Genomic DNA, 26,134 nt, shown 5'->3' on the forward strand with positions numbered 1-26,134 from the left:
TTGGAATAAAAGTTAATAACTATATTGGAAGTATGCCCCTGGAATTCTCAGGCTGTGAAAAATCGGAAAAAAGAATTAATCTCCTCCGAGGGGCTTAACATTGTCTGAGACATCATGTACAAGTTCGGATTTGTCAACATCGAAAACGATCATGCCGGTATTTAGCTTCTCGGTTTCTTCTTTGGAGAGTTCGACAGCTTTGGCTTTCTTTGAAATGATCGCGCTGTTTCCAAGGGGATCTTCGATTATGATTGTAATTTTTCTCTTGCCCTGGATTACTTCTTCGAGCATGGACAGGAGTTCCTGGCTGCGGGAGGATTTCTCTTCATCCCCCTGTACCCACCTGCTCGCGGTCATAAGGACATCCCGGACCCGATGCAGTACACCTTCGATATTTGTCACGTACGATTCCGAAACCGATCCGGGCTCGATAGTAATCCCCATTTCCGGGATGCGGATTGTTCCTGAGGTTGAACGGATAACTCTCGCATCCAGGTCTTCCAGGGTTTCGACTGGCATCTCATAGCGCATGGGTTCTTTACTCGAGAGGATCATGGTATCTGCAAAACGGAAACTGCATTCGCATCTTGCACTGATGTACATGATCTCCCCAAAGTAGGGAATGTTATCTCTCTGCCAGTTCATCACCAGATCTCTCTGGCACAGAGGACAGCAGATTCTTGTTTCAAACCTTTCCTGTTTAAAAAAATCCGGATTCAATATTTTCCACCAGTTATTTTGGATCTATCAATTTTAATGCCTGTTGGGGTTACGACCACAGTATTTCCTTTGACACCTGCGATATCCCCATGAACATCGATAATAACGTCTTTCAGCTCTTTTAAAACCCTGTCTCTTAGCAGGTCATCGCCCCTGATATTCGAAATGTCTATCATCAGGATATTTCCGTTATAAATCTCCTGCTTAAGCTGGGATACTTGGTTGATGTTCGAGACTTCTGCGATCTTTACATAAGTTTCTGCAGGCTCGTCCTCGAGAACTTCCTCATATTTGCTGAGATCAATTTCAGTATAATCCTCGGGGCTAGTTGGACTTTTTACGTTGCTGCCAAGGAGCTTGTCTATGAGTTTTGCCATTTTGTGCACACCTTTTATATTTTTTTCAAATTCGAATAGCACTGTCCTATATTGAAATCTATATTAATTAATTTTGCTATTATATAGCTGATCCTGATTTGCTTTCGGTTTCAGAAAGTTTTCATTCCCTGCCTGCAGGTTTCGTTTAATGAAAATATATTTTACTTCATGGAGTTTTCAGAATTCCGTGTTCCAGAGTTTATCCCCTACATGGGTTATTGACTTTATGGCTTTACCTGAAGTAGCTTCGACCATCTCCGTCCCTCCCATAAGGGCTTTCCCGATTGCAAGAGGTTTTTGATGAGTCTCTTCCACTATGATTACAAGGTCCCCTTCTTTTATTTCGGAGTCTGCAGCCACGACTCCCGGAGCCATTATGTCCGCGCCGTTTGAAACAAAACGGATAGCTCCTTTATCAACGGTTACAACACGCTTTTGAAGTCCCATCTCAAGAGCTCCGCGGACGGTAGGGAAAAGATGTCCTTCGATTTCGAAAAGCAAAGGCTTGCCATCCACAAGGATAACGGAGTATTCCTCAAGGGTGATTTTTTCCAGAGTTTTATTTTCCAGCGCTGACATCTCTTCGCCGAAAGTGGACACAAGGTCTTTCAACATTTTATTCCTGATATTCTTTCTCAGCTGAACTCTTGACTTTACTTTCAATTAATCACCGGATTTCAAATGTTATGTGTTGTTTATAGCATAGGGTTTTTGTGCCTTTTAAAGCTTATGTGGGGATATGGGGTTTCCTGAAACAGATTTCTCTTTTCTGCTTTATTTTCGCATTTTACTCAGGGTTTTGCTCGGGTATTTGTTCGGAGTATTTACCTGGGATGAGTAACTTGGGTATTTTTACTCAGGTATTTTACTCAAGTTCTACAAAGAGCACTGCAAGTAACACAAGGGCACTTCCAAAAAATACGGCCTCATAACCGAAGGGCTCCAGGAAGAAGCTTCCAAAAATCGGGCCCAGCCCAAGCCCCGCATAAATTCCAGTATTAAAAAGCCCCATCGCAAAGCCGCTGGAGCTGATCCTGGAAACGGCTGTAATTAGTCCTATGACTGCGGTTCCTCCTCCTGCCCCTATCAGGAAGAAAGCCAGTAAGGGCAACTTTACCGAGAGAAAGATCCCTGCTGCTGCGAGAATTACTCCTGTCCTTATTATCTTTTTAGAATTGATGTTTGCCCTGCCTGCAATCAGGGAACTCAGCATTGCAGCCAGATAGGAAGCTGAAATTGCCAGTCCGATTTCGGGTTTTGTCAGGAAGCCAGCACTGTAATCAGTGTAGTTTGCAGTTAACAGGCCTGTGGCTCCATAAAGAAGCGCTGTAATTCCCCAGATCTTCCCGAAATCGGTTTTAAACAGGATTTCCCTGGCTTTTCCCATGTAATTTTTCAGTTCGGGAAGTAAAGAGGTGTCCTGCTGATTTCTTACAGGCTTTTCACTCTCTGGAAGCGTAAGCTTCTTCTCTCTTCTGTTCGGAGAAAGCAATTCTCCGGCTTCCGATAGAAGGAGAATGCAGGAAAGGCCTGCCAGAAATGTAAAGCTGATTATTGCGGTTTTAATCCCAAACTCGGCAAGCATTCCAGAGAAGAACACACCTGCAGCCAGCCCGGCATTTAGCAAAAAGTTAAATTCCCCAAGACTTTGCTGGCTGTCCTCCCATTCTGCAATTACAGAGAAAGCTGCAGGAAAAAAAGCACCGCATCCCACTCCTTCTAGAAACCTGGAAATTCCAAGAATCCACGGGCTGTCCGAAAATGCGATAAATAAACCTGAAAAGACAGTCAGTAGCATTCCGAATCTTATCACCTTCAGGTTTCCGATCCTGTCTGCCAGGATTCCGAGGGGCACGAGGGCAAGCAGGGCTCCTATAAAATATCCGGAAAATAGAAGGGCTGAAATCGCAGAACCTCCGCTGTCTCCTCCAGCAAGTTCTGGAAGAACAGGGATTATTGCGTTTGAGAGGCCCTGGAGCGCAAAAACTGACGAATAGAGTGCTAGTTTTTTGAGGTTCATAGGCTTTTCGATTTTATGTGTTCAGCCCTATACGGATTTTGTACTCAGTGCTTATTTTCCCTGGATTCTGGAAACTACTCTTATTTCAAAAAATTACTCTATTTCTGAAAACTGCTCTTTGCTCTTACTTCTAAGCTTTGCTCTTACTTCTAAGAACACTCCGATTTTTAAAACTTATTCTTATTTCTAAAAATTCTTCCTGAATATCAGGAAATTTCGTGGAATAAATATCTTACGCAATATCCCGTGCTATCCAGTTGAAGGGAACTTACTGGCATAAAACCTGGCTAAGTACCTTTTTGAAGGGTCTTTCACTCTCTCAGTATAAGGGCACCTGCTAGGATACAGCCATTTGCTATAAACAGTTTTTCAAAATCCATAAAATCTGTAAAAATCCCTGCAATAATCGGGGCAAGAGAAAGCCCTGCATAGATAGTCGTGTTAAAAAGCCCCATTACAAGACCCCTGTCAGCATTCATTCTGGCAACAGCCAGGGCAAAACCTACAGTTGCGACCCCGGACCCTCCACCAAGGCTTGAGAATCCCAACAAAGGATATTTTATTGCAGAGAGGGCACCAAGGACCGAAAATCCTATCCCTATTCGAATTAAGGTTTTCTCCTTTACTTTGAAGTGCCCTGCAAGCAGAGAGGTAACCATTGCACAGACATAAAGGCTGGAAATCGAGATTCCAAGCTGGGCTTTTGTTATAGTGCCCAGGCTGTAGTCAGGATAGTAGGCTACAAGCACTCCAATGGCTCCGTTAAGCAGGAAAGAACTGAGCCAGAGCCCTGAGTTGTCACCGCTCAGGAGCTCTTTAATTTCTCTGTAAGGCTTTCTGAAAAGGCCAGAGCCTTTTAATGAACCCGGTCTTCCTTCGCACTCAGGATGAACCAGTCCTCTGTACCTGGAAAGCAGGTACACGGTCAAAAGGAAAGCGATGACTGTAAAGATAAGGATTGCTCCTTTCAGGTAGGTGTCTGCCAGCAACCCTGAGAGAAAGGCTCCTGCTGCCAGGCCGGCATTGAAAAGAAAAGTAAATTCCCCTATATAGCGCCCTGGATTACTGAGTTTTGATAATATGGTAAAGGCAGCCGGGAAAAAAGCTCCACAGGCAGAACCTTCTATAAACCTCGCAATCAAAAGAATCCAGAGGTTTTCGAAGAACAGGATAGTCAACCCTGAAATGGCCGTCAGAACGATACCCAGCCCTATGAACTTCAAATTTCCGAACCTGTCCGCGAGAATCCCAAAGGGGAGCATTGTTCCCAGGGCTCCGAGGAAATAGGCTGAAAAGAGCAGGCTTGAGGCAAATCCTCCAGAAGAGCTGTTACTCAGGCTCGCAAGCTCCGGAAGGATAGGGATAACAGCGTTAGAGAGCCCCATTATCGTAAAAGCTGCTCCGTAAATCAAAAGCCTGTGAAGGTTCATAGCACTAAAAACCCTTAATTAAGTATATAGTTTCTTGTCGCCATTTCTTGTCGCAGCAGCATTCTGAAACTCGCCTTCGGAAGGCTAAAATGCCTGAAACGAACCTTTAAAGGCTTCTTCAGCCGTTCGCAGGATTTTTATCTATTGCACAGTTATATAATGCGTACTAAGAAAATTGAATCTGGCTGCCATGCCTGGATTCTTACTATATCATGACGCTTTTATTATAATAAATCGGATAGAATGCATAGCTATTTATATAATTAGTTTGAATAGGGGTAATGTGAGTAATGTGAGCGGGAAACTTTTTTCACATACCATACCCCCCACTCCCCATATGACCCCCCACTCCCCAACCCGCTCACACTACTTCTACTTAACAATCTAATATTTAACAATCGAATTCGTTTTTTTACTTTTTTAGGCTCTTAGCTCGCTGTTTCTTTATAATTTTCTTTTTATTTCTTTAGAGATTCGCTCGATTTTTTTAGACTTTTAGTTCACTTTTTAGACTCTCAACTCCCTTTTTACTTCACTGCTGATGAAGAAAGAAGAGATGAAGCAAAAAGATCAAGAAGAGCTTGTTTTGACGAAGATCCTTTTTTACAGGAACTTACTTTCACAGAAACTCTCCTTCATCCAGAGAAAACTAACCAGCTCACGCTGTTTTGAGTTCGGAGTGACAATTTAAAAAGTAATGATTTAAAAATAGAAAATTAGATGAAATTTGAGAAAGGCTCAGGGCTCCTCATGAGATTTTTGGATTTCCCTTTTATCAGAAGAGGCCTCTGCCTATCATAAGGGAAGAGAAGAGGATTGCTACCATATTTACCACTTTAATCAGGGCGTTAAGGGCAGGTCCGGCAGTGTCCTTGAAAGGATCACCTACGGTATCCCCGATTATTGCAGCTTTATGAGCTTCAGAGCCTTTTCCTCCGTGCGCTCCGTCTTCAATCAGTTTTTTTGCATTATCCCATGCCCCTCCGCCGTTATCCATCAGGAGGGCAACCATAAACCCTACCACTATGAGGCCTATCAGGAGTCCTGCAAGTGCCTTCGGCCCCAGGAGGAAGCCTACCAGCAAAGGCACAAGTATGGCAAGAAAACCTGGCATTGCCATTTCATGAAGTGCAGCTTTTGTGACTATGTCAACACAGCGCCCGTATTCCGGCTTTGCAGTCCCTTCCATGATTCCGGGGATTTCTCTGAACTGCCTTCGGACCTCATTTACGATTTCGAACGCAGCCTTTCCCACTGCGCTCATGGTTACTGCGCTGAATACAAAAGGCAGCAGTGCTCCAAGCAGCAGTCCTGCAAGCACCACCGGATCATCAAGGTTCAGGGCCTGGTCTCCAAGGTTTACCTTATTCCGGTAGTCCGCAAAAAGAGCAAGTGCACCAAGAGCAGCCGAGCTTATGGCATATCCTTTGGTAACGGCTTTTGTAGTGTTCCCCACAGCATCCAGGGCATCCGTAACTTTCCTGACCTCGGCTGGAAGTTTTGCCATCTGGGCGATTCCTCCGGCGTTGTCGGTAATCGGGCCGTAAGAATCCAGAGCAACTATCATGCCTGTAGTTGAGAGCATTGCAACGGCGGCAATAGCAATCCCATAGAGACCGGTTTCGGGATCGGCTGCTCCGCCCACTACATAATACGATGCAAGAATTCCGACTACGATTACTACGGTAGGCATAAGCGTACTTTCAAAACCTATAGACAGCCCTGAGATGATATTGGTTGCAGCCCCGGTTTCGGAGGAGGATGCAATGTTTTTCACAGGCCTGTATTTTGTAGAAGTATAGTACTCGGTGATAATAACCATGAGCACCATGATAATAATGCCTATGAGTGTCGCATAATAAAATCTCAGGCTCCCCATCAGGGCATCGGTAATAAAGTAAAATGCAACCAGGCTGATTGTCGCCGAACCGGCTACACCCTTATAAAGAGCCCGTATAATGCTTCCTTCTTTTCCTAATTTAACAAAAAATATGGATATGATGGATGCAAAGATCGCGGCTGAACCCAGTATTAGGGGATAAAGGATTGCGTTTTCGTAAATGCCGGTTATAAGGGAGCCGAGCAGCATTGCAGCCAGAGAAGTTACAACATAGGTTTCGAAAAGGTCGGCTCCCATACCTGCGCAGTCTCCGACGTTATCGCCTACGTTGTCGGCGATTACGGCAGGATTTCTCGGGTCGTCTTCAGGAATTCCTGCCTCGATCTTACCTACAAGATCCGCGCCAACATCCGCAGCCTTTGTGAAAATTCCTCCGCCTACTCTGGCAAAAAGGCTTATCAGGCTGGCGCCAAAACCGAACCCTACAACCAGATTCACATCCTTATAGAGAATATAAAATCCGCTTGTCCCGAGCAGTGCAAGCCCTACTACGGCAAGCCCTGTGACCGCTCCCCCTTGAAATGCAACCGCTAAGGCTTTTTCAAGTCCGCTTGAGGCCGCGTGAGCAGTCCTGACATTTGCTCGAACTGAAACACTCATCCCAATATAGCCGGCAGCGGCAGAACTGATAGCTCCTGCCAGAAAACCTGCTGCAATTTTAAGTCCGTCATCAAGCAAAAAGAAAATTAAGAGCGCAAGAATGATCGAAACTATTGTGATCGTTCTGTATTGACGGTTTAAGTAAGCCCTCGCCCCCTCCTGAATTGCGCCGGCAATTTCCTGCATCCTTTCGTTTCCGGTCTCTTCTTTGAGGACACTGTTTGCAAAAAACGCAGCGAAGGCCAGACTTATGATGCCTGCTAAAGGGGCGACGAATATTAAACCTTCCATAAATTTCCTGTCCTCTGGTTCTGATATCCACTCAGATTTTTATTTTTTCATTCTTCAAATAATCCCTGTCCTTTAGCTTAACTTTCCTCTCGTTTCTCCAGTATAATTTATATTTATTTGATATTATAATGATGTGTACGCAATAACTTGGTGTTGTTCTGAAGTATTATTCTGAGTTTTTAAGCCTCGATTCTACGAAAGTGCAGATAATTATTTTTTATATAAACTTTTGAACTCTTCTACCTGTTACGTTGTTTCTTTAATTGTTTTTACGAGAAACTCCAACTTTTTATCGCAGAATACACTTTTCTTTGCCAGAAGATTCTAAATAAATTCGCGGAAGATAGGGATGGACAGTAGGGGTAAAAGTAGGGGTAAAAGTAGGGATGAACAGTAGAATAGAATGATAAAATGAGTTATACATCTAAAATAAAATAAAATAAAATAAAATAAAAAAAGATCTAAAAAATTTCCGGATATTAAAATAAAAAAATATCCGGAAGACCGAAAAACGAGTTCTAAATCTGTATCCTTTAGTAGAGGAAGCCTTACAACATCTGGTGTTGTAAGGCTTGATCTCATATTATTCTTGATCAGCAGCCGATTCCTTCATTACTTCTCTGCTGGGATTCTCATTTCGTAGAGGGATTCTCATTCCGTAGAATGAACGCCAGACAAAGAATAGCGCAATCAAAAGGAATATGCCGCCTACATACGGAGCTATATTTCGGAATGACTCGGAGATAGCTATTTCCATGGCTAAGAGGCCAAACAGGGTAGTGAATTTGATGATCGGATTCAGGGCAACTGATGAAGTATCTTTAAATGGATCCCCTACGGTATCACCTACCACTGTTGCTTCGTGTAAAGCTGTGCCTTTTTCCTGAAGGTCTACTTCCACTACCTTTTTGGCATTGTCCCAGCAACCACCGGCATTTGCCATGAACACGGCCTGGAACAGTCCGAATACTGCAATGGAGATCAGATAGGAGACAAAGAACGCCACGGAGTCTTTCCCGGCTGTGGGAGCAGAGAGGCAGGAAAACGCCAGAGTAAAGGAGAATATGGCGATAAATATATTGAACATGCCCTGTTGCGCATACTGAGTGCAGATTTTTACCACTTCTTTTGACTTTTCAGTGGCTGCTTTCTGGCTGGCTTTTTCATCAAGCTGTATGTTCATCTTGATATATTCAACTGCCCGGTAGGCTCCGGTAGTTACGGCCTGGGTTGATGCCCCGGTAAACCAGTAAATTACAGAACCGCCTGCTAAAAACCCGAAGATAGTATAGGGATTGAGCAGGGTCAAAATTTCTTCCGGTTGTACTCCGAGAACGTCCTTAATGACTAGAATCAAAGAGAAGATCATGGTTGTGGCGCCAACTACAGCTGTGCCTATTAAGACCGGTTTGGCTGTGGCCTTAAAAGTATTTCCTGCTCCGTCGTTTGCTTCCAGATAGTGTTTGGCTTTATCGAAATCCGGTTTGAAATTGAATTCTCTCTGGATCTCCTCCTTTATTTTCGGAATGGTTTCTATAAGCGACAGTTCGTAAATGGATTGGGCATTATCCGTTACCGGTCCGTAACTGTCAACTGCTATGGTAACAGGGCCCATGCCCAGCATCCCGAAGGCCACAAGGCCGAATGCAAATATGGAGGGATATATCATTATCTCGCTCAAACCATACCCGCTGGCATAATAGGCAACGAACATGAGTGCGAAGAATACCATACCGATCCAGAACGCGCTGAAGTTACCTGCAACCAGTCCGGACAGGATGTTAAGAGATGGGCCTCCTTCGCGGGAAGCTTTGACGACCTCGGCTACATGCAGGGAATTCGGGCTGGTAAATACCTTGGTAAATTCGGGAATTAAAGCCGCTCCCAGGGTTCCACAGCTGATTATCACTGAAAGCACCAGCCAGAGCTTCTGCAACTGGGCAGGTACGTCGGCGGAACCCGGGCCCAGCAGGTAATAGCTTACGGCAAAAGTTACTGCAATGGAGAGAATGGAAGTGATCCATACCAGGCTGGTAAGAGGCTGCTCAAAATCAAAATCATCTTTGCTGCCGAATCTTGCCTGGCTGAGTGCCCTGTTGATATAGAAAGATGTTACGGAGGTAATGATCATGAGTACACGCATGACAAAGATCCAGGTAAGCAGGGTTCCGGTCAGGGCAGGCTGCACAGCCAGAACTATAAAGGAGACGAGGGCGACTCCGGTTACACCATAGGTTTCAAATCCGTCTGCGGTCGGTCCTACACTGTCACCTGCATTATCTCCGGTGCAGTCGGCAATAACACCTGGATTTCTCGGGTCGTCTTCTTTTATTCCAAAAACGATTTTCATCAGATCGGAGCCTATATCGGCGATCTTGGTGAATATCCCGCCTGCAATACGTAAGGCGCTGGCTCCAAGGGATTCTCCTATTGCAAAGCCTATAAAGCTTGCTCCGGCCAATTCTCTGGGAACAAACAGCAATATAATTAACATCATTATTAACTCAACGCAGACCAGAAGCACGCCTATGCTCATCCCCGCATCGAGAGCGATATTTAACAGTTTCAGGGGTTTCTTTTCCAGGGATGCGAATGCTGTCCTGCTGTTAGCCAGGGTATTCATACGAATTCCATACCACGCGACGCTGTAAGAACCCAGTATCCCTAATATAGTCCAGGCCAGGATGAGCAATACCCCGCTAAGAGGCATTTTCTGAAGGAAGCCAAAGTAAAAGGCTATACAGAAGCCGATAAAAACAAATAATATGCACAGCAGCTTACCCTGCTGGATAAGATAGGTTTTACAGGTCTCGTAAATTATGTTGGCCACATCCAGCATGGACTGATGGGCCCTGATTCTTCTCACCCTCGTAAACTGGTAATAACCGAACAGCATGCCTAATACACAGACCACGATACCCCAGAGCAGCAAGTTATTTTGCCCCTGGCTTAAATTCGGAATTTTAAGATTCGCTTCACTGGCAGCTGCTATTGCCGGTGTTAACGACAGTATGGCCAGGCTAAACAGGCCTTCGAGCGTTGCCTTGACCACCCTATTTTTCATTACGATCTCCATTTAGCCGATCACTTCTCTCATCACATTTTTGAAAGATAAATTGGGATTCTCTATTATTAAAGACACTTTTCGACGAAATGTAAGCAATTATTTTTATGTTTTTGTGCAGTTTGCGGGGAATTAGGGTCTTTTGAGTAGGATCGAGCCTCTATAATTGCCCTTCCCCAGCAAACTTCAAATTTAAAATATATTTTTATCCTGGAAGATAACCCAAATTAGACTTTCAGGTTTTTCCCATTTTGTTTATGAGCTTAGATATCTGCATTAGTAATTATGCGCCTTATAACAGGATTCCCCTAACGGAAAGGGTAGCATGAGGCTATTTGTGACGTAGTCCCTGTTGCACTCTAAGAGTAATATATCTATTTTGTTACAGTGTACGTCACGTTGATTAGTGTTATTAGTAGTGATAATTGGTCACGATCAGCAGAGTCAGCTCTATAGCTAACTTCTCGATGTTCATGAGTCTCGAATCTATTTTTAGTCTGGATGCGGTTTCGTCGAAATATATTTTAATGTAACTAAATTTGAGCCGTTAAAGTGTCATTTTCGACAAGGCGTAAACAGTTATTTTTTATATAAGCTTTTTTGCACCTTTGTCTGATCGACAACCTCTAAGTTATTTTTACGATAATTCCTCTCTTTCTACTAATAGTATCTGTTTTCCTATCGAAGAACCCAAACTACAGCCACAATTATGATCTGCTGATCAGGCAATATAAAAAGAAAGAACTGTAATAAAAAGTTTGCTGAGAGGCAAACCCCGGACATTCTATCTTTTAACGGGTTCGTTCTAGGTTTTTTCAATTAAATTGCTATAAATTATAAAGATATCGGTAAAATTCTGATGGAAAAAAGTAATTCTATTTGTAATTTGTATTTTTCAGTTATTTATATACTAAATCAATAAGGTAATAAGTTTCCGGCTTCCTAAACGGGAATGTAAGAAAACGAAGTTTTTTATTCAGATTCCATAATAATAAATTTTCAAAGAGCATGTTGGTAAAAAAAGGCTAAAGAAACGTTATTTATAAAACTAGCTGCATAATACGGTGAAAGTAGATTTATATAAGATAGCCATACTACGTGTATGCTCCTATTGAAAAACAGGTTCATTCAGAAATTGAATTGGGCAGTTTCTGTAGACTCCAACTTAAAATATCTTTATCAGTTTAGAAACACTAAATTACTATAAATTAATTATCATAAAGTGGATTATTATAAATTAAACTATTATACATTAAACTATTAAAATTAAGTTATTGTAAATTAAATTATTATAAACGAATTTATTATAATGAATACTTCCAGTACTCAGCATCAAAATAACTTGTGTGATATTTTCCGGAGGACGGTTAAATTTATGGATGTGTTAATCTACCTTGCACCAATATGTGCCCTTATTGGTCTGATTTTTGCAGGTATATCCTATAAAAATGTCCAAAAAGAAGGCGAAGGTAATGACGTTATCAAAAAAATTACTGCATCAATTCACCATGGCGCCATGGTTTACCTTAACAGGCAATACCGTGCAATCGCTGTTTTCGTAATTTTATTTTCAATTATAATCGCATCAATCCTTCCAAATGGGATTCTTACGGCATTATGCTTTGTCTTCGGCGCAGTGTTCTCCGCAACAGCCGGGTATGCAGGGATGCTCACAGCTACCATTGCAAACGGCAGAACAACAAATGCTGCCACCAGGGGGATTGGCCCTGCATTCAGGGTTTCGTTTGCGTCAGGCACGGTTATGGGGATGAGCGTTGTAGGTCTCGGTCTGCTTGGTTTATCGGCTTCATTTATAATTATTACAAATTATTATACAAGTCTCGATTTTACTACAGTTATGAATATCGTTGCAGGCTTTTCACTTGGAGCCTCGTCTATTGCTCTTTTTGCCAGAGTAGGTGGCGGAATTTTCACAAAAGCTGCAGATGTCGGGGCTGACCTTGTAGGCAAGGTAGAAGCCGGGATTCCTGAAGACGACCCGAGAAATCCTGCTGTAATTGCCGACAATGTAGGTGATAACGTCGGAGATATTGCAGGCATGGGAGCCGATCTCTACGAATCTTATGTCGGTTCTATCGTCGCTACAATGCTTCTTGCAGCATCAACAGCAGCAATGACCTTTCCTGGCATTTCAGTTGAGAACGCTATTCTGGTTCCACTGCTGATTTCAGCGGTTGGAATTCTTGCATCCGTTGCAGGTACATTTTTTGTCCGTACAAAGAAGACCGAGGCCTCGGCAATCCATATGGCTTTTAATCTGGGGTTGATTGCTGCAATCGTTCTTACAGTCATTGCCTCATATTTCATTACATCTCAGCTTCTCGGAGAATATGGATTGAAGGTCTTCTTTGCAAGTGTTGCGGGGCTTATCTCCGGTTTCCTTATAGGACAGATCACAGAGTACTACACATCGTATGATAGAAAACCGACCCGTACAGTTGCAGATTCGTGCTTAACCGGTTCGGCTACAAATATTATCACAGGTTTTGCAAAGGGAATGGAATCCACCCTCTGGCCGGTTATTATCATCAGCGCTACAATCTATATTTCCTACCTGCTTTCCGGCCTCTACGGCATTGCTATTGCAGCCGTGGGAATGCTTGCAACGCTGGGGATATCACTGTCTGTCGATGCATATGGTCCTGTAGCTGACAATGCAGGCGGCATTGCAGAAATGTCTCACCAGAAGAAAGAGGTACGTGAGATTACCGATACTCTTGATGCGGTAGGAAACACGACTGCTGCTATGGGTAAAGGTTTTGCAATCGGTTCGGCAGCGCTCACCGCACTTGCCCTCTTCTCTTCATATGGCATTGCAGTAAATCTCACTGCTATCGATGTTATGAACCCTAACGTGTTCATAGGGCTTATCATCGGTGCAATGCTGCCTTTCCTCTTCTCATCAATGACCATCCTGGCCGTCGGAAAAGCCGCAGGTGAAGTCGTTATGGAAGTGAGGAGACAGTTTAAAGAGATAAAAGGCCTCATGGAAGGCAAAGCTGATCCTGACTACGGCAAGTGTATTGCAATCTCAACGCACTCTGCCCTGAAAGAGATGATCGGACCCGGTGTACTCGCAGTTGTTTCGCCCCTTGCCGTCGGGCTTATACTCGGGCCTGGCGCACTTGGAGGACTGCTCGCAGGCTCTGTAGTTTCGGGTTTTATGCTCGCAATTACAATGTCTAACGCAGGCGGGTCGTGGGACAATGCGAAGAAATTTATTGAAGCCGGAAATTTCGGCGGAAAAGGTTCGGACGCACATAAAGCAGGTGTGACTGGCGATACTGTGGGAGATCCTTTCAAGGATACAGCAGGTCCGGCAATCAACATTCTCATAAAGCTTATGAGTATTGTAGCGGTTGTGTTTGCACCTCTGTTTATCGTCTGATATCCGTCTTTTCCTTTTTTTATTTTTTATAATGGTGCCGGTGTTCCTATATTTTCTATAATCATTGTTTAATCTCTGCAGCAGGCACTCCAGTCCTTAAATAAACCTCCTGTTTATAACTGCGATAAATTATTTACTGTAGTTTTCACAGATAAGAGTTTTAATCTACTGATCTCTGAAAGGAACACGCTTTCCTATTTGAGGGAAATCAATTAAAAACTTTTCGTTTTGCAGCGGTCCGAAGCGGATGCTCAGATCTGTTTAAGGGGAAAACAGCAAGAATGGATGAATTAAAAGGTCAAAGATTACTGTCTGTGCTTTCCGATCAAAGCGGGAGATCACAGGTTAAAGCTTGAACAGGTCAGGAGAGATTAGTTAACTCCCCTTACCTGCAGTAGCTGGAACTCGATTTCGTCCGGGACTGTAGCCAGGAATATAAATGTGTTGTACCCGAGTTTCTGGACTTCTTTAATCGCACTTGCCTGAGCTTCGGTCAAATCCCTTGAGTCGCTTACGATGCAGAATGATTTCCGGTTTCCTGTGTTGACAAGGAAATTAAATACACTTCCGTGAGTATTCAGGAACGCAACCAGATTTTTAAGTTCTTCCCAGGTACTGCACATGTGAATGTTCTTGGATCCCATGTTTTCCACGTACCAGTCCCTGCTCACGTAAGAGTAGGACGCATACTGTTCATTCAGTTCATCGTGAGCTTTGAGGATTTTGTTAATATCCTTCCTCAAGTTTATCCATTTCCAGCTCTGCGTTGTGAAATAACGGGCTGCCACTATCTCAAAGATAGCCTGCTTATCTTCATTTTCGAGTCTCATTTTTCCACGTCTTTATTTTGTCTGCGTTTCTTATGCTCAGAACACATCGTCCTGGGCATAGCTTCTATTAAACTGCAGGGCAAGTTCGGCTTTTTCCAGTTCCCTTCCCAGATATGCGGCATGATCCAGGCGGGAGACCAGTTCCAGTTCAAGCAGTGTGTCCATAACCTCCCTGGCACTTTTTCCCACAATTGAGGCTTTCTCGTGTTCGGCAACAATCAATCCGCCATTTCCACTTATGCGGTCCGGTACTGTACGGATGCGGATTGGGCCTGCAGGGTCTACACGCCAGCCTTTCGAAGGTCTGGCCTGAATCGCATTTTCCGGGAGCGGAAAATCAGGCCGCCTGCGTTTTTCTTTAATGCAGAGAAGGTCAAGCCCCAGGTCTTTTGGAGAACTTTCCCTTATGCTGGAAAGCATCATCATCTCGGAAGCCCTTTTAAGCTCCCTGATAGAACCCTGTGCCTTGTCACTGAACTCGGGGGTGAAAAGGATGCTTGCTCCGGCTTCTGCTCCGATTCCACAGAGTGTGGCATTGACTCCTATGGTATCCACATCCATAAGTTCAGTGACATTGCCAGCTCCGAGGAATACTGGAATCTCGGGGTACATCCTGTGAAACTGATGGTAGCGTACGATGGATTCGGTAATGTCGTGTCCCACAGGATCAAGAACAGGATCAGCTATAATTTTTTCAATTCCAAGCCTGCGGGCAGCTTTGACGTTCCTGATAAGGCTCTCCAGGCTTCTTTCCTCATCCGGGATTATAACGGCAGCAATCCCTGCCCTGGCAATTGTAGGGCCTGCAGTCTCAAGATTCGTGCTATTGAGGCTCAGGACAAGGTCAGCTCCTGCTTCTACTCCTTCTTTTATCAGTTCAGGGTCAAGGGTATCTATGCTTATCGGAGCTTCTGTAAAGGCTTTTGCAAGGGATACAGCCCTTTTAGCATGCTCCGGGAGGGTATTCAGGGTAGCCCCTAGATCGATTATATCTGCTCCCCGGGCGATAAAAGCTTCGATTTTTACCTGGAGTATCGGAGCATCCATTTCCAGGGCTCCTACAATTTCTCCCATAACCTTCATACGAGCCTTTCCCCCGATTTTTACACCTCTGAGTGTAAGGGGTGAGGAGGCTTCTTCTTCGGTTTTACTTATTAACTCGAGGGCCATCTCCTTCCGAACATCAGCAAGAAGTTCACAGGCAGGGATTTTTTTGGAAAACTCGATTTTTCCGGCAAACGGGAGTACAAAACCAAGATCATAGGCATGCTTTGGTCCAAGCCGGATTTTACACCCCAGTTCTTCAGAAGCTTTTGAAAAATCTCCTGCTACAAGCCCTGGAAGCAGAATAAGGTCATAATATTTCGAAAAACCGGCTTCCTGAAATGTTTTAATCAGTTTTTTAGGGGTAATAAAGGCGGCAATATCAATATCGGCTACGAGGATGTCGGCTTTTTCCCCGATTGCTTTCCTGACGGTATTTTCCGCAAGCCGCCCTGTTGCAATCAAAATCTTCATGTTTTTTAGATAGAAGCGCTAATAAAAAAGAGTATCTGTTTGAAACGCATCGGTTAAAAATTATCAGGAAATGAAAAGCCCGAAATTTTCAGCTTTGAGAACCCGGGCTTTTACCTGAGCCTGATTTAATTTATAAAGTCAATTATTGACTCATCATGTTTCTTTCTAAGGGCCCCTGTCCCAGTCCTTAATCGGTCTGCAGGCGTCATTTTTCCGAACCTTCTCTCCTGCATGGGGTCAGTTTCGGCTCTTGATTCCAGAATTCCGGCTCCTGCCTGAGGGCCCAGAATCTGGGCAGACTGCACACCTGTCATGATGGCCATTACCCTGACCTTACCTTCATAATCCTCCCTGATCCTCGCACCCCAGATGACGTTTGCGCTTGGGGAGAGTTCGTAGGTAAGCATGGATGCAATCTCCTCGGCTTCCTTGAGGCTCAGGTCAGGCCCGCCGGTTACATGCACGAGGCTTCCGGTTGCACCCTTGTAGTCAACATCAAGCAGGGGGTGGTTTAAGGCGGTCCGCACTACTTCAGTGCTCTTGTCCTGGTTTTTCGACTCACCTACGAGCATAACTGCAACCCCGCCGCAGCTCATAATAGTCCTGATGTCGGCGTAGTCAAGGTTTATCAGGGAGGGTACTGTGATCGTCTCCGTAATCCCTTTTACGGTCTCGGCAATCAGCTGGTCCATTACGGAAAAAGCCTGGTCGATAGGAAGATTCGGCACGTAATTAAGCAGCCTGTTATTGTCCAGGACAATTACGGTGTCGGCTGCCCTGCGCAGGTCTTCAAGGCCTTCTTCGGCTTTGAAAATCCTGGCTCTCTCAACTCTGAAGGGGCTGGAAACCATTCCTACGACGATTGCTCCCTGCTCCTTTGCCACTTCGGCAACTACAGGGGCAACCCCTGTCCCGGTACCTCCGCCTAAACCTGCAGTAATGAAGACAAGGTCAACGTCCTTTAACACTTCTTCAAGGGTACCCCTTGCAAGTTCCGCAGCCTTCTTTCCTGTCTCGGGGTAACCGCCTGCTCCAAGTCCCCGCGTGAGAGTTTTTCCCACGAGGATCTTCTTGTCAGCTCTCACATTGTCAAGGTGCTGCTTGTCGGTATTGATACAGACCGTTTCTGCGCCTTCGATTCCTATGTTATAAAGACGGTTTACTGTGTTATTCCCGGCCCCCCCGCATCCGACAATCATGATTCGCGGTTGCCCGAATTCTTCGAAGTCGTCATCAGAGGAGGAATTCTTCCGATATTCCTTCTCTTTTTCGCTGAATTTCATTGCTTCCTGTACTATAGATTGCAATTCTATCCCCTCGACTGGATCTATGTCTAATAGTTACGTTTGACTCCCCACCCTTTACATCGGGGGTCACATACCTTTCAATACTCTGAGTGGAGTTATGAGATAACTTTCAAAACCTACTAAAGATTTTCATCCGTTATCTTTAATAAGTTGGCACTCTGCCGAACTTAACTATTTCGTACATATTTAAACAACATTCTTAAATTGTTTATCAAGTTTAAATATGTCACCCATAAATCTCATATATTCACTCTTTTACTTCGTTTAACATTTGATTCTCAAAGATGAAGGGTGAGGGACTGCCAAAATGTTTATATATATTAACTTAATTTTTTATCGAAAGTTCTGATTTCCTCAGCAAAGCTCTCCTGATTATGCAAGTCAGGGCAATTTTCATATCTCATTTTCTCTATTCTTTTGATGCCATGCCTGACTTCAGGGGCTAACACTGCAAGCCTTTAATTTGTTTTTGATATAACTTTCGACCCGGAATTCTTTCAATTTAATGAGACTGTTTATATTATTACTTTTAAGTAGAATTCTCCTCTTAAAAACTGTTTCGGTATTATTCCAAGATTTCGAGGCGCTTGTTTGATTTTTTTGAGTAATGTCTTCTAAATTAATATAAGTGTTTCTATATTTGTGAATTACAGGCAGTAAACTCCAGGAAGTCTCCTAAACTTTATTTGCTCAGAAATCTTAGAATTAATTTCTTCAGTGTACTTGCCTTGAACGCACATGTGTAATGAATAACATGCTAAAACCTGGAAAATATTACTAAATTAATAGAAATTTGTTAAACCCTTAAAGGTCATTTAAATCCTGAAATATGTGTTATCCCCCATAAAAAGTATGATACAGCCGTAAAAGGCGCTTTAAGCTACAAAAAACGAATCAAATTCATAGTAAACCTGTTAAATCCTGGTTGTGTATAACCGAATAAAAAGTGCATTAAATTCATAAGGAGATGTTAAAGCTATAATTCTACCCGGGATTTTGCGGGAAAGCTTTAAGGCTTCAAAGCCATTTTTTACTTTAATCCTCAGGAATCTTAGTTACCTTAATTCCCAGGAACCCCAATTCCCTTAATCCTCAGGAATCTGAGTTATCTTAATTTTATGAATTTTAATTCAAAATACTAAGTTTTTAATTTTGGAGTCAGAACCGTGTTAAAGGCATTAATTTTCGATATGGATGGCGTTCTCGTGGATTCCATGCCGTTCCATGCAGCAGCCTGGAAAAAGGCTTTCCTTGATATGGGTATGGAAATCCAGGATAGAGATATTTATGCAATCGAAGGTTCAAATCCCAGGAACGGCCTTCCTCTGCTTATCCGAAAAGCCAGGAAAGAACCGGAAGCATATGATTTCGAAACTATTACCTCAATCTACAGGCAGGAATTCAAACGAGTCTTCGAACTGAAAGCTTTCGAGGGAATGATGGAATGCCTTGAAGTGCTCAAAACGCGTTTTCTGCTTTCAGTAGTTTCGGGCTCTGACCATATTATTGTCCACAGTATCGTTAATCAGCTTTTTCCCGGCATATTCGATATTGTGGTTACGGGAGACGATATTACGAACTCAAAGCCTCATCCCGATCCTTTTCTTAAAGCTGTCGAACTCCTGAATGTACGGCGGGAAGAATGCGTGGTAATAGAAAACGCTATTCTGGGCGTAGAAGCTGCAAAAAACGCTGAAATTTACTGCATAGGGGTTCCCACATATGTGGAGCCTTCACAGCTTGACAGGGCAGATCTCATTGTAGGAGATCATCAACAGCTAATGCAACATCTTCTAAGTCTTGAGCCTGCTTCTGGGTTCAGGGTATGAAAAAATTTATTCTTTTCTTTAAAAAAGAGAATTGTGGCCCCTGAGGGTCACAGCAACCTTACGGTTTCAAGGTTTGTAAGAGCCCGGGTCTCGATCTTCAGTTTCTTGTAGACCGAGCTTGCCAGGTCAACGCAGGCCTTCTCGTCCCCATGCTCAGTAAACACCCTTTCCGGACGGGGTTGCATCCTCTTGATGTAATCCATAAGCTGCCTCCTATCGGAGTGGCCTGAGAAACCGTCAACTACCTGGACTTCCATGTTCATCTTCAGGATATCGGTGCTTCCGCCCTTTCCTGTCATCGGAATTTCTTTCCATCCTTTCTGGATTCTGCGTCCGACTGTCCCATCTGCCTGGTATCCTACAAACACCAGACAGTTGCGCGGGTCGCCGGCAAAGGCTTTGAAATAGTCCATAACCGGCCCTCCGTTCATCATGCCCGAAGTCGAGAGGATAACGCAGGGGTGAGGGTTCTGGATTATCTTTTGACGCGCTTCGTGGGAGTCAACAGGCCTGAAGCATTCGGACAGGAAGGGATTCTGGCCTTTCTGGAAGATCAGTTTCCTCAGGTCGTTGTTCAGGTACTCGGGATGTGTAGCGTGAATTGCCGTCGCTTCCCAGATCATTCCGTCCAGATAGACCGGAACTTCGGGGATCAGCCCTTTTCTTATAGACTCTTCAAGCACTATCATGACTTCCTGGCTTCGGCCGACTGCAAAAGCCGGGATAAGGCAGATTCCTCCTCTTTCCACAGTATTCTTGACTACCATCTGCAGGTGCCTTTCAGCGTCCTTAAGTGCAGGCTGGAAAGCATTGGAATTCCCATAAGTAGCCTCACTGACGACAGTTTCGACTCTCGGGAACTTATTGACAGCAGGGTCGAAAAGCCGTGTTTTCTCGTATTTGTAGTCTCCCGTAAAGACCACATTATGGAGCCCGTCTCCTATATGGAAGTGGGAAATGGCCGATCCCAGAATATGACCCGCGTTATGGAAAGTCAGTTTGATGTCAGGAGCGATATCCGTTACTTCCTCGTAGTCCAGAGGAATCGTGTGTTTGAGGGTCTTAGCTACCATGCCTGACTCGTAGGGAATCTTCTTCCCTTCTTTTGCTGCCACGTCGATATAGTCGAGCTGGAGCAGCACCATCAGGTCTCTTGTAGGAGGTGTGCAGTATACAGGTCCTTCGTACCCGTATTTGAAAAGCAAAGGAACGAGTCCCTGATGATCGAGGTGGGCGTGAGTAACTATCACGGCATCGATCTGGTTTAAGGGGAAAACTTCAGGAACATACAGGTAAGGAGTCATGTTTTCGTCCGAACCTACATTGACTCCACAGTCGATCAGGATTCTGGACTCAGGAGTCGAGAGCAGGAAACAGCTCCGTCCTACCTCTTTGCATCCGCCAAGCGATGTAACTCTTACCCACTGGTCTTTTGAGGTACACTCTTTGTGAATCTTCCTCCCCACGGATTTGAGGATTTCCTTTCTTTCCTTGAGGTTGTTTCTCATGAACTCCCTGATATTTTTTACTGTACGGGACTTTATTGGGGGAGTCCGCACAACCTTCGGAATCCAGCCGATTTGCTTTGTGATCTCCCGGAGGGTGGCTCCGTGCTTTCCTATCACAAGACCCGGCTTTTCAGCTTCAATAATTACTTCTCCGGAATCAGGGTCAAAATAGTAGCTCGAGATTACGGATTCTTTTGGAACAACTTCTTCGATTATAGAAATAGAATCTTCAGGAGTTGCAAGTACCCTGGGATCAGGGCGCATGGCAATCCGTGTCCTGAGTTCTTTTGCCAGGTTGCGAATAATATTCCCATCGTCTGCGAATTTCCGGGGTTCTTCAGTGTATAGCACAAGCTGAGGCCCTTCAAATTCCACATCGGTAATTGTAACTCCTGCGGGTAGGTTTTTCTCAATTTTATGTTTGAGGTCTAATAGCACGTCTTCAATAGGCATCAAGAATCTTCCTTTTTGTCAAAAAATGAAAAAGTATGTAGGTGTTAAAAAATAATAGGTTGAAAAAGATGTTAGTTTAATGTTAAAATAAAAAACCAACAATTTAAGTTATTTAGTTAATGAAGCTCTTATGGATTTTACTTCTTCAGGATCCAGCCTCCTGAAAGCCTCCTTAGTAATTACCACTACATCGAGATTCTCTCCGGACGCTGAATCCCTTTTAGTCGCATTGTGGATCGCCCGAATGGCAAGGTCAAGGCCCTCCTTTACAGTCATATCTTCCCTGTACTGGTCTTCAAGTACCCCATAAGCCATGGGAGAACCGGAACCTGTAGCTGAGATCCTTGTCTCTTCGATGCTTCCTCCAAGAGCATCCAGCGAGTAGATACCAGGCCCATTTTTGTCAACCCCTCCTATAAGGAGCTGGACCATCATGGGATAGTAGCGGTTGGCATTTAAAAAGTTTGACATTAAAGTTGCAATGCCTTTTATTGTCATGGATTCGTTCCTGCGCATCTTGTAGAGCTGTGATTCTACATTTACGAGCCTCACAAGTTGCTGGGCATCCCCTACCGAACCGGCAGTGGTCATTGCTACAAGGTCATCTACCTGGTAAACCTTCTTTGCAGTTTTACTTGCGATGAAATTCCCCATTGTGGCTCTCTGTTCGCTTGCGAGCACGATACCATCGGTACAAACTACCCCTACGGTAGTTGTGCCCTTTAGATATTTGTCATTATCCATAAACATACCCTCATAATAAGTTAAAAATGAGAAAATGTCGCTAAAAAAAATGTTTTAGTGAGGTAAGTATTTTTAACTTAAATCGCAGGATTTAGCACTTCATTATCTCATTATTAATATCGCTATATATAAGTTTTCCTCCTCTTTTTTATTGAACGCGCCTAAATTTAAATTCGGAGGAAGGTTTGGCAAAATAATTTTTTTCTTTTTTCCATTACAGGATATTCAGATCTTCTTATCTCCTGAAAAATCCGGAATTTAACCGAAAAGTCCTTCGATCTCTTCAGCAAGTTTATTTACCCTTTGAATAATGTTTTCAGGTACTTCTTGCTTACGCATGAGCGCAGTCCTCTCAGCTATAGTTATTCTACTCGTTCCCTTAACAAGGTTATCGGCATGGGCAACGATTTTTTCCTCAAGGCTTCGCGGAAAATAATCATCTTCAGGAAGCCCTAACCTCTCTGCCTCTTCTTTTGAGATTCCTGCTCCTATATGTCTTTTTATTATTTCGGAAATCTCTGGCTCTATTTCTCTGGCTCTGGCTAGCCTGTATCCTTCTATCGCATGAGTGATTTTATGAGTTCTGCATCGTCCAAAATCATGAAGAAGAGCCCCTATCTCTACCAGTTCCGAGTTTACATTATGTCCTGCTGTTTTTGCTTTATTTGCAATTTCAACGGCGAGCGACGCTACTTCCTCACAATGTTCGATCACATTGGGAGTGCATCCGGTTTCTTCAAGCAGTTTTATTGCTTCGGCTCGGGTAGTCAAGGCAGATCACTTATACTGAACTAAGAGCATCTACGCGTCTCTTCAGAACTTCTATAAAATGAGAGTTGTCGTAGAAGACCAGATCTTCTCCACACATGGGGCAGAGAAACTCAGTTTCCGTAGCTTCGTCAAAAAGGAGGCGAACGCAGCCCTGAGGGCACGTATAGAAAACATTGTTTTCTTCAAACTCAAGGCGAGTCTTCAGGTTACGGAGCAATTTTTTCTTTTCCCTCATAAGCTGGTGCTCGATGTCAGAAAAATCCAGGCGCCAGAGGTATGTTAACCATCCGCTGTTTGAATCTCTCTCCCTGCGGCAGATTGCAAATTTATTTTCATATAATATGAAGAGCGTTCTCCTCACGGTGTTCAGCAGAACCCCGGTCTTTGCCGCAATTTCTTCATCCGTAACCTCGCCTTCGGGCATTTTTTCTATCATCTGTAGCCCTTCTTCCCCTACAAGGCTCATGAGGTATCCTCTAATTACCTTGTCATTTACATCGACCAATATGTTCACCTCGCAAATGCCAATATGAATTGGATATACCAGTATTAAAATTTACATTCCCCTTTTTCTTCCGGAAACTTTCCTTAGCCCGAAAAAATTGAACTCTCTTAACCCTGGATTTATACGTTTTCGGCAAATCTCAGGTATTTTTTCTTTTCGTTTGTTTTTCAATAAAAGCTTTTATCCTGTTTGCCCCTTTTTTAAGCGACAGGACTGCCTCTTCCCTGGTAGATGTGCACGCGAACAGGGAAGTAAGAGGCCCATCAGGCTCTGCAACAGTTCCCTCGAATGGAATGTCAGCGCTATTTTCCCTCAGAATGACGTCCATGAGCTTTCTGTCTATAAAAAGTTCTCGATCTGAGTAGATTACTCCTCTTGCAGCAAAACATTTGGCTTCGGGTTTTTCAGGAAGTTCCCCTCTGAAGCAGCCGGCGTGGGCCTCAAAAAGGTTAATATTCATTGCCTTCTCGACAGTATCAAGACTTCCCTGGAATCTCGGGTTTATTTCAAGTACTACAGGTCCTTTTTCCGAAACCAGGAAGTCCACTCCGTTTGAGCCCAGGAGCTTGAATTCAAGTACCAGTTCTTCAGCCAGGGCTTCCATTTCTTCAGCTTGATCAGTCCTGAAAGGGGTTATATTTCCGCAATAAGCAAAGGGTAGCCGCGAAAGCCAGGGTATTCCTATTAGCTGTTCGTTCACAGCCACTGAAATAGCTTCATTCTTTGTAGAAAGCAAGGAAACGCTTGACGGTATTCCTTCAAGAAATTCCTGGATAATAACGGTCTGTTCCGTAAGTTCCGGGTTCAGCTCGCGCAATTCCTCAAGGCTGGCTAAAAGCTCACGCCTGTTCCTGGCAATCCGGTTGAAAATTCCTCCCCCGCCTGAGGCTGGCTTAATCATAACCGGATATTCTATTGCATCCAGTTCTTTCGGTGAATAACAGCGTGGGTGAGGGACTCCCAGGGCTTCAAGCCTTTTTGAGAGATAAAGTTTGTCTGAGGCTTTCTGCAAGGCGTCCGGACTGCTGGCCAGTACAGGGCAGGAAAAATCCTTATGGTCAAGCATCTCCAGTCCTGAGCCCGGAACAAGGGCATCAAATTCAAGTCCGAATTCAGCCATCTGAGCTTTTATCCGGGAAATCTCAACCTTGTGCAGTTCCTGTACGGTTCCGCACTCCAGAAGCGCCGATGAATGTGCGCATTCTTGCAGGTCGAGATCACGGAAAGCATCTATAGAGCAGACCGTATAGCCAGCCCGGCTTGCAGAGCAGACAACGTTCCGGGTATTAAATCCGATTACAAGGATATTCTGCATATTTCCTCTTTCTGAACCTTTCATTTTGCCTGCGGAATATCGGAATGTGCCAGCGCAAAGATTCCATAAAGGGTTTTCAGGACAGGGATCTCGCTTCCTGCTTCTGCATTGAATGACATCGGCTTCTTTATAGCAACAGTCTCATACGTTTCGGGGTCGAGTACCAGAATCGCGTTGTCTTCGATTGAAACCAGCACCGTTAAAACCGCATCCGCCATATTGCCTATTTTCTCTGCTCCTTTTAATTCCTCAGGCGTTGAGATAAATCTTGAGCCGTCCTCAAGGGAAATCCCGTTAACTTTTTTTCCTGAACTCTTGATCTGGATAATTTTTCCTCTGAACCTGATTACATCCCCTGGCCTGAATTCAGGAAGGCGCACGGAAAAAGTAATTCTGTAAAGGTTCTTTCCATCTTTCATTCCCACAAGGGTCGGAGATTCGGAAAAGCTGCCTCCGAGCTCCGAGGTAATTAGCCGGGAGACCTGTCTGCTGGCATTCATGGAACCCATATAAAGGTCGATACCTTCCTTTTGCTCCAGAACCTCGCTTATGAACGCCAGGCGGTCACCCTTTTTTCTCATACTCTCCATGGCTTCTCTGGCGAGAACCATAGAACGCCTTTTCTCTTCTTCGGTAGGAAACCTGCCTGCTGCCCTGATCTGGATAATCGCTTCAAAGTACCCGCCTGACTCCCTGCTGCACATATCACAGGCTGTCCGCTGGATCCTTACTTCGGTCTCAGCTTCGGCGTGCACAGGCTCTTCCCTGACCATTGCATCGACTTCGGCCTTCACCAGGTAAATATAGGGCGTAATCTCCCTTGGCTCGAAATAGATTTCCACATCTCCGGCTTCACCGTGAATGAAGAGGGCATTCTCTACGGCCTTTAGCACCACATCTTCTACATTACCGATATCTTCCCACCGGCTTCTATGAAAGTACGCTCCGCAAGCTGAACATATCCTTACATGGAGTACATGGGGCAATTCAATCAGTTTGAATGTCTCAAAAAAACAGTCCCTGCAAACTGAATCAAAGAGCCTGTAGCATTCTCTTCCGCATCTGGGGCATGTGATGAAATCCATCTGTAATCCTTATTTTATGGTGTTCTTGAAATAGTAAGATCTTCTTGAATAACAGCCTTCCTGAAAAGTAATCTTTGAAATTCTCAGGAAGGAAAATTTCTGCAATATAACTTGAGCAATTTACCTGTTAAGACTGCTCATGCTATTTAAAAATAGCTGGACTTACGAATTTACCTTTCAGTATTCAGGCTCCCCCAATTTTCTGCATCATAAAACCAGCAGAAAATCATATCAGTTATCAGGTAAATCAGTTATAGATGAGTTTAAAAATATATAGTTTGAACCTTTCTTAAATAGGTATTTGTCTTATATAAGTATTTCCTGAATTGGCAGAGTCGCAAGCCTTTTTTAAAAGGCTTGACCACAAACCTTTTCAAAAAAGGCTTGATCGCAAACCTTTTCAAAAAAGGCTTGATCGCAAACCTTTTCAAAAAAGGCTTGATCGCAAACCTTTTCAA

At 44.0% G+C, this 26,134-nt stretch carries 18 protein-coding genes; 2 read left to right on the plus strand and 16 right to left on the minus strand.

Features of this window, described 5'->3' with window-relative positions; genetic code table 11:
* Positions 1–75 precede the first annotated feature (75 nt).
* From ACPK8D_RS08125 to ACPK8D_RS08155, 7 genes are all read right to left on the minus strand, one after another.
* A complete protein-coding gene (locus ACPK8D_RS08125; protein WP_424717353.1) occupies positions 76–720 on the minus strand; it encodes a ZPR1 zinc finger domain-containing protein in 645 nt (214 codons plus the stop codon).
* The gene (locus tag ACPK8D_RS08130) at positions 717–1,097 is read right to left on the minus strand and encodes a cell division protein SepF (protein ID WP_424717354.1); all 381 of its coding nucleotides are present in this window, start codon (positions 1,095–1,097) and stop codon (positions 717–719) included. Before ACPK8D_RS08130 ends, ACPK8D_RS08125 begins: the two co-directional genes overlap by 4 nt.
* A gap of 177 nt (positions 1,098–1,274) precedes the next feature.
* Positions 1,275–1,760 (minus strand): RNA-binding protein, encoded by a 486-nt coding sequence (locus ACPK8D_RS08135; RefSeq protein WP_424717355.1) that lies wholly within the window; start codon positions 1,758–1,760, stop codon positions 1,275–1,277.
* Between the two features lie 202 nt (positions 1,761–1,962).
* The gene (locus ACPK8D_RS08140) at positions 1,963–3,117 is read right to left on the minus strand and encodes an MFS transporter (RefSeq protein WP_424717356.1); all 1,155 of its coding nucleotides are present in this window, start codon (positions 3,115–3,117) and stop codon (positions 1,963–1,965) included.
* A 311-nt stretch (positions 3,118–3,428) separates the two neighbouring features.
* Complete coding sequence (locus tag ACPK8D_RS08145) at positions 3,429–4,547, minus strand: MFS transporter (RefSeq protein ID WP_424717357.1); 1,119 nt, start codon at positions 4,545–4,547, stop codon at positions 3,429–3,431.
* A 775-nt stretch (positions 4,548–5,322) separates the two neighbouring features.
* Positions 5,323–7,338 (minus strand): sodium-translocating pyrophosphatase, encoded by a 2,016-nt coding sequence (locus tag ACPK8D_RS08150; RefSeq protein WP_424717358.1) that lies wholly within the window; start codon positions 7,336–7,338, stop codon positions 5,323–5,325.
* Positions 7,339–7,921: 583 nt separating this feature from the next.
* A complete protein-coding gene (locus ACPK8D_RS08155) occupies positions 7,922–10,402 on the minus strand; it encodes a sodium-translocating pyrophosphatase (protein WP_424717359.1) in 2,481 nt (826 codons plus the stop codon).
* Between the two features lie 1,375 nt (positions 10,403–11,777).
* On the opposite strand from ACPK8D_RS08155, the gene ACPK8D_RS08160 reads away from it, so the two are divergent.
* Positions 11,778–13,811: a sodium-translocating pyrophosphatase gene (locus tag ACPK8D_RS08160; RefSeq protein ID WP_424717360.1), complete on the plus strand. Its 2,034-nt coding sequence runs from the start codon at positions 11,778–11,780 to the stop codon at positions 13,809–13,811.
* Positions 13,812–14,182: 371 nt separating this feature from the next.
* Here the strand turns inward: ACPK8D_RS08160 and ACPK8D_RS08165 are convergent, their stop codons facing one another.
* From ACPK8D_RS08165 to ftsZ, 3 genes are all read right to left on the minus strand, one after another.
* Entirely contained in the window at positions 14,183–14,641 is a 459-nt protein-coding gene (locus ACPK8D_RS08165; protein ID WP_424717361.1) for a hypothetical protein, read from the minus strand.
* A gap of 36 nt (positions 14,642–14,677) precedes the next feature.
* On the minus strand, positions 14,678–16,159 hold the full coding sequence (locus ACPK8D_RS08170; RefSeq protein WP_424717362.1) for a dihydropteroate synthase-like protein: 1,482 nt from the start codon (positions 16,157–16,159) through the stop codon (positions 14,678–14,680).
* A gap of 125 nt (positions 16,160–16,284) precedes the next feature.
* Positions 16,285–17,466, minus strand: coding sequence for a cell division protein FtsZ (ftsZ, locus tag ACPK8D_RS08175; RefSeq protein ID WP_424717363.1), 1,182 nt, complete (start codon positions 17,464–17,466; stop codon positions 16,285–16,287).
* A gap of 1,166 nt (positions 17,467–18,632) precedes the next feature.
* On the opposite strand from ftsZ, the gene ACPK8D_RS08180 reads away from it, so the two are divergent.
* Positions 18,633–19,295 carry an HAD family hydrolase gene (locus ACPK8D_RS08180; protein WP_424717364.1) on the plus strand — a complete coding sequence of 221 codons (663 nt, stop codon included), beginning with the start codon at positions 18,633–18,635 and terminating at the stop codon, positions 19,293–19,295.
* Between the two features lie 47 nt (positions 19,296–19,342).
* Here ACPK8D_RS08180 and ACPK8D_RS08185 read toward each other — a convergent pair whose 3' ends face one another.
* From ACPK8D_RS08185 to ACPK8D_RS08210, 6 genes are all read right to left on the minus strand, one after another.
* A complete protein-coding gene (locus ACPK8D_RS08185; RefSeq protein ID WP_424717365.1) occupies positions 19,343–21,256 on the minus strand; it encodes a beta-CASP ribonuclease aCPSF1 in 1,914 nt (637 codons plus the stop codon).
* A 108-nt stretch (positions 21,257–21,364) separates the two neighbouring features.
* Positions 21,365–22,000 (minus strand): archaeal proteasome endopeptidase complex subunit beta, encoded by a 636-nt coding sequence (gene psmB, locus ACPK8D_RS08190; RefSeq protein ID WP_424717366.1) that lies wholly within the window; start codon positions 21,998–22,000, stop codon positions 21,365–21,367.
* Between the two features lie 258 nt (positions 22,001–22,258).
* Positions 22,259–22,771 (minus strand): HD domain-containing protein, encoded by a 513-nt coding sequence (locus ACPK8D_RS08195; RefSeq protein WP_424717367.1) that lies wholly within the window; start codon positions 22,769–22,771, stop codon positions 22,259–22,261.
* Positions 22,772–22,781: 10 nt separating this feature from the next.
* Positions 22,782–23,276 (minus strand): transcription factor, encoded by a 495-nt coding sequence (locus tag ACPK8D_RS08200; protein WP_424717370.1) that lies wholly within the window; start codon positions 23,274–23,276, stop codon positions 22,782–22,784.
* A 139-nt stretch (positions 23,277–23,415) separates the two neighbouring features.
* Complete coding sequence (locus ACPK8D_RS08205) at positions 23,416–24,615, minus strand: ATP-grasp domain-containing protein (protein WP_424717368.1); 1,200 nt, start codon at positions 24,613–24,615, stop codon at positions 23,416–23,418.
* Entirely contained in the window at positions 24,612–25,676 is a 1,065-nt protein-coding gene (locus ACPK8D_RS08210; RefSeq protein ID WP_424717369.1) for a 60S ribosomal export protein NMD3, read from the minus strand. Before ACPK8D_RS08210 ends, ACPK8D_RS08205 begins: the two co-directional genes overlap by 4 nt.
* Positions 25,677–26,134: the final 458 nt, after the last annotated feature.

It is taken from the genome of Methanosarcina sp. (assembly GCF_049706645.1).
In the GTDB taxonomy this organism is placed as follows: domain Archaea; phylum Halobacteriota; class Methanosarcinia; order Methanosarcinales; family Methanosarcinaceae; genus Methanosarcina.

Coding starts and splice junctions, on each gene's coding strand:
- ACPK8D_RS08130 (WP_424717354.1), bottom strand. CDS start 1,097: ATGGCAAAACTCATAGACAAGCTCCTTGGCAGCAACGTAAAAAGTCCA.
- ACPK8D_RS08185 (WP_424717365.1), bottom strand. CDS start 21,256: ATGCCTATTGAAGACGTGCTATTAGACCTCAAACATAAAATTGAGAAA.
- ACPK8D_RS08205 (WP_424717368.1), bottom strand. CDS start 24,615: ATGAAAGGTTCAGAAAGAGGAAATATGCAGAATATCCTTGTAATCGGA.
- ACPK8D_RS08160 (WP_424717360.1), top strand. CDS start 11,778: ATGGATGTGTTAATCTACCTTGCACCAATATGTGCCCTTATTGGTCTG.
- ACPK8D_RS08145 (WP_424717357.1), bottom strand. CDS start 4,547: ATGAACCTTCACAGGCTTTTGATTTACGGAGCAGCTTTTACGATAATG.
- ACPK8D_RS08170 (WP_424717362.1), bottom strand. CDS start 16,159: ATGAAGATTTTGATTGCAACAGGGCGGCTTGCGGAAAATACCGTCAGG.
- ACPK8D_RS08165 (WP_424717361.1), bottom strand. CDS start 14,641: ATGAGACTCGAAAATGAAGATAAGCAGGCTATCTTTGAGATAGTGGCA.
- ACPK8D_RS08150 (WP_424717358.1), bottom strand. CDS start 7,338: ATGGAAGGTTTAATATTCGTCGCCCCTTTAGCAGGCATCATAAGTCTG.
- ACPK8D_RS08210 (WP_424717369.1), bottom strand. CDS start 25,676: ATGGATTTCATCACATGCCCCAGATGCGGAAGAGAATGCTACAGGCTC.
- ACPK8D_RS08155 (WP_424717359.1), bottom strand. CDS start 10,402: ATGAAAAATAGGGTGGTCAAGGCAACGCTCGAAGGCCTGTTTAGCCTG.
- ACPK8D_RS08140 (WP_424717356.1), bottom strand. CDS start 3,117: ATGAACCTCAAAAAACTAGCACTCTATTCGTCAGTTTTTGCGCTCCAG.
- psmB (WP_424717366.1), bottom strand. CDS start 22,000: ATGGATAATGACAAATATCTAAAGGGCACAACTACCGTAGGGGTAGTT.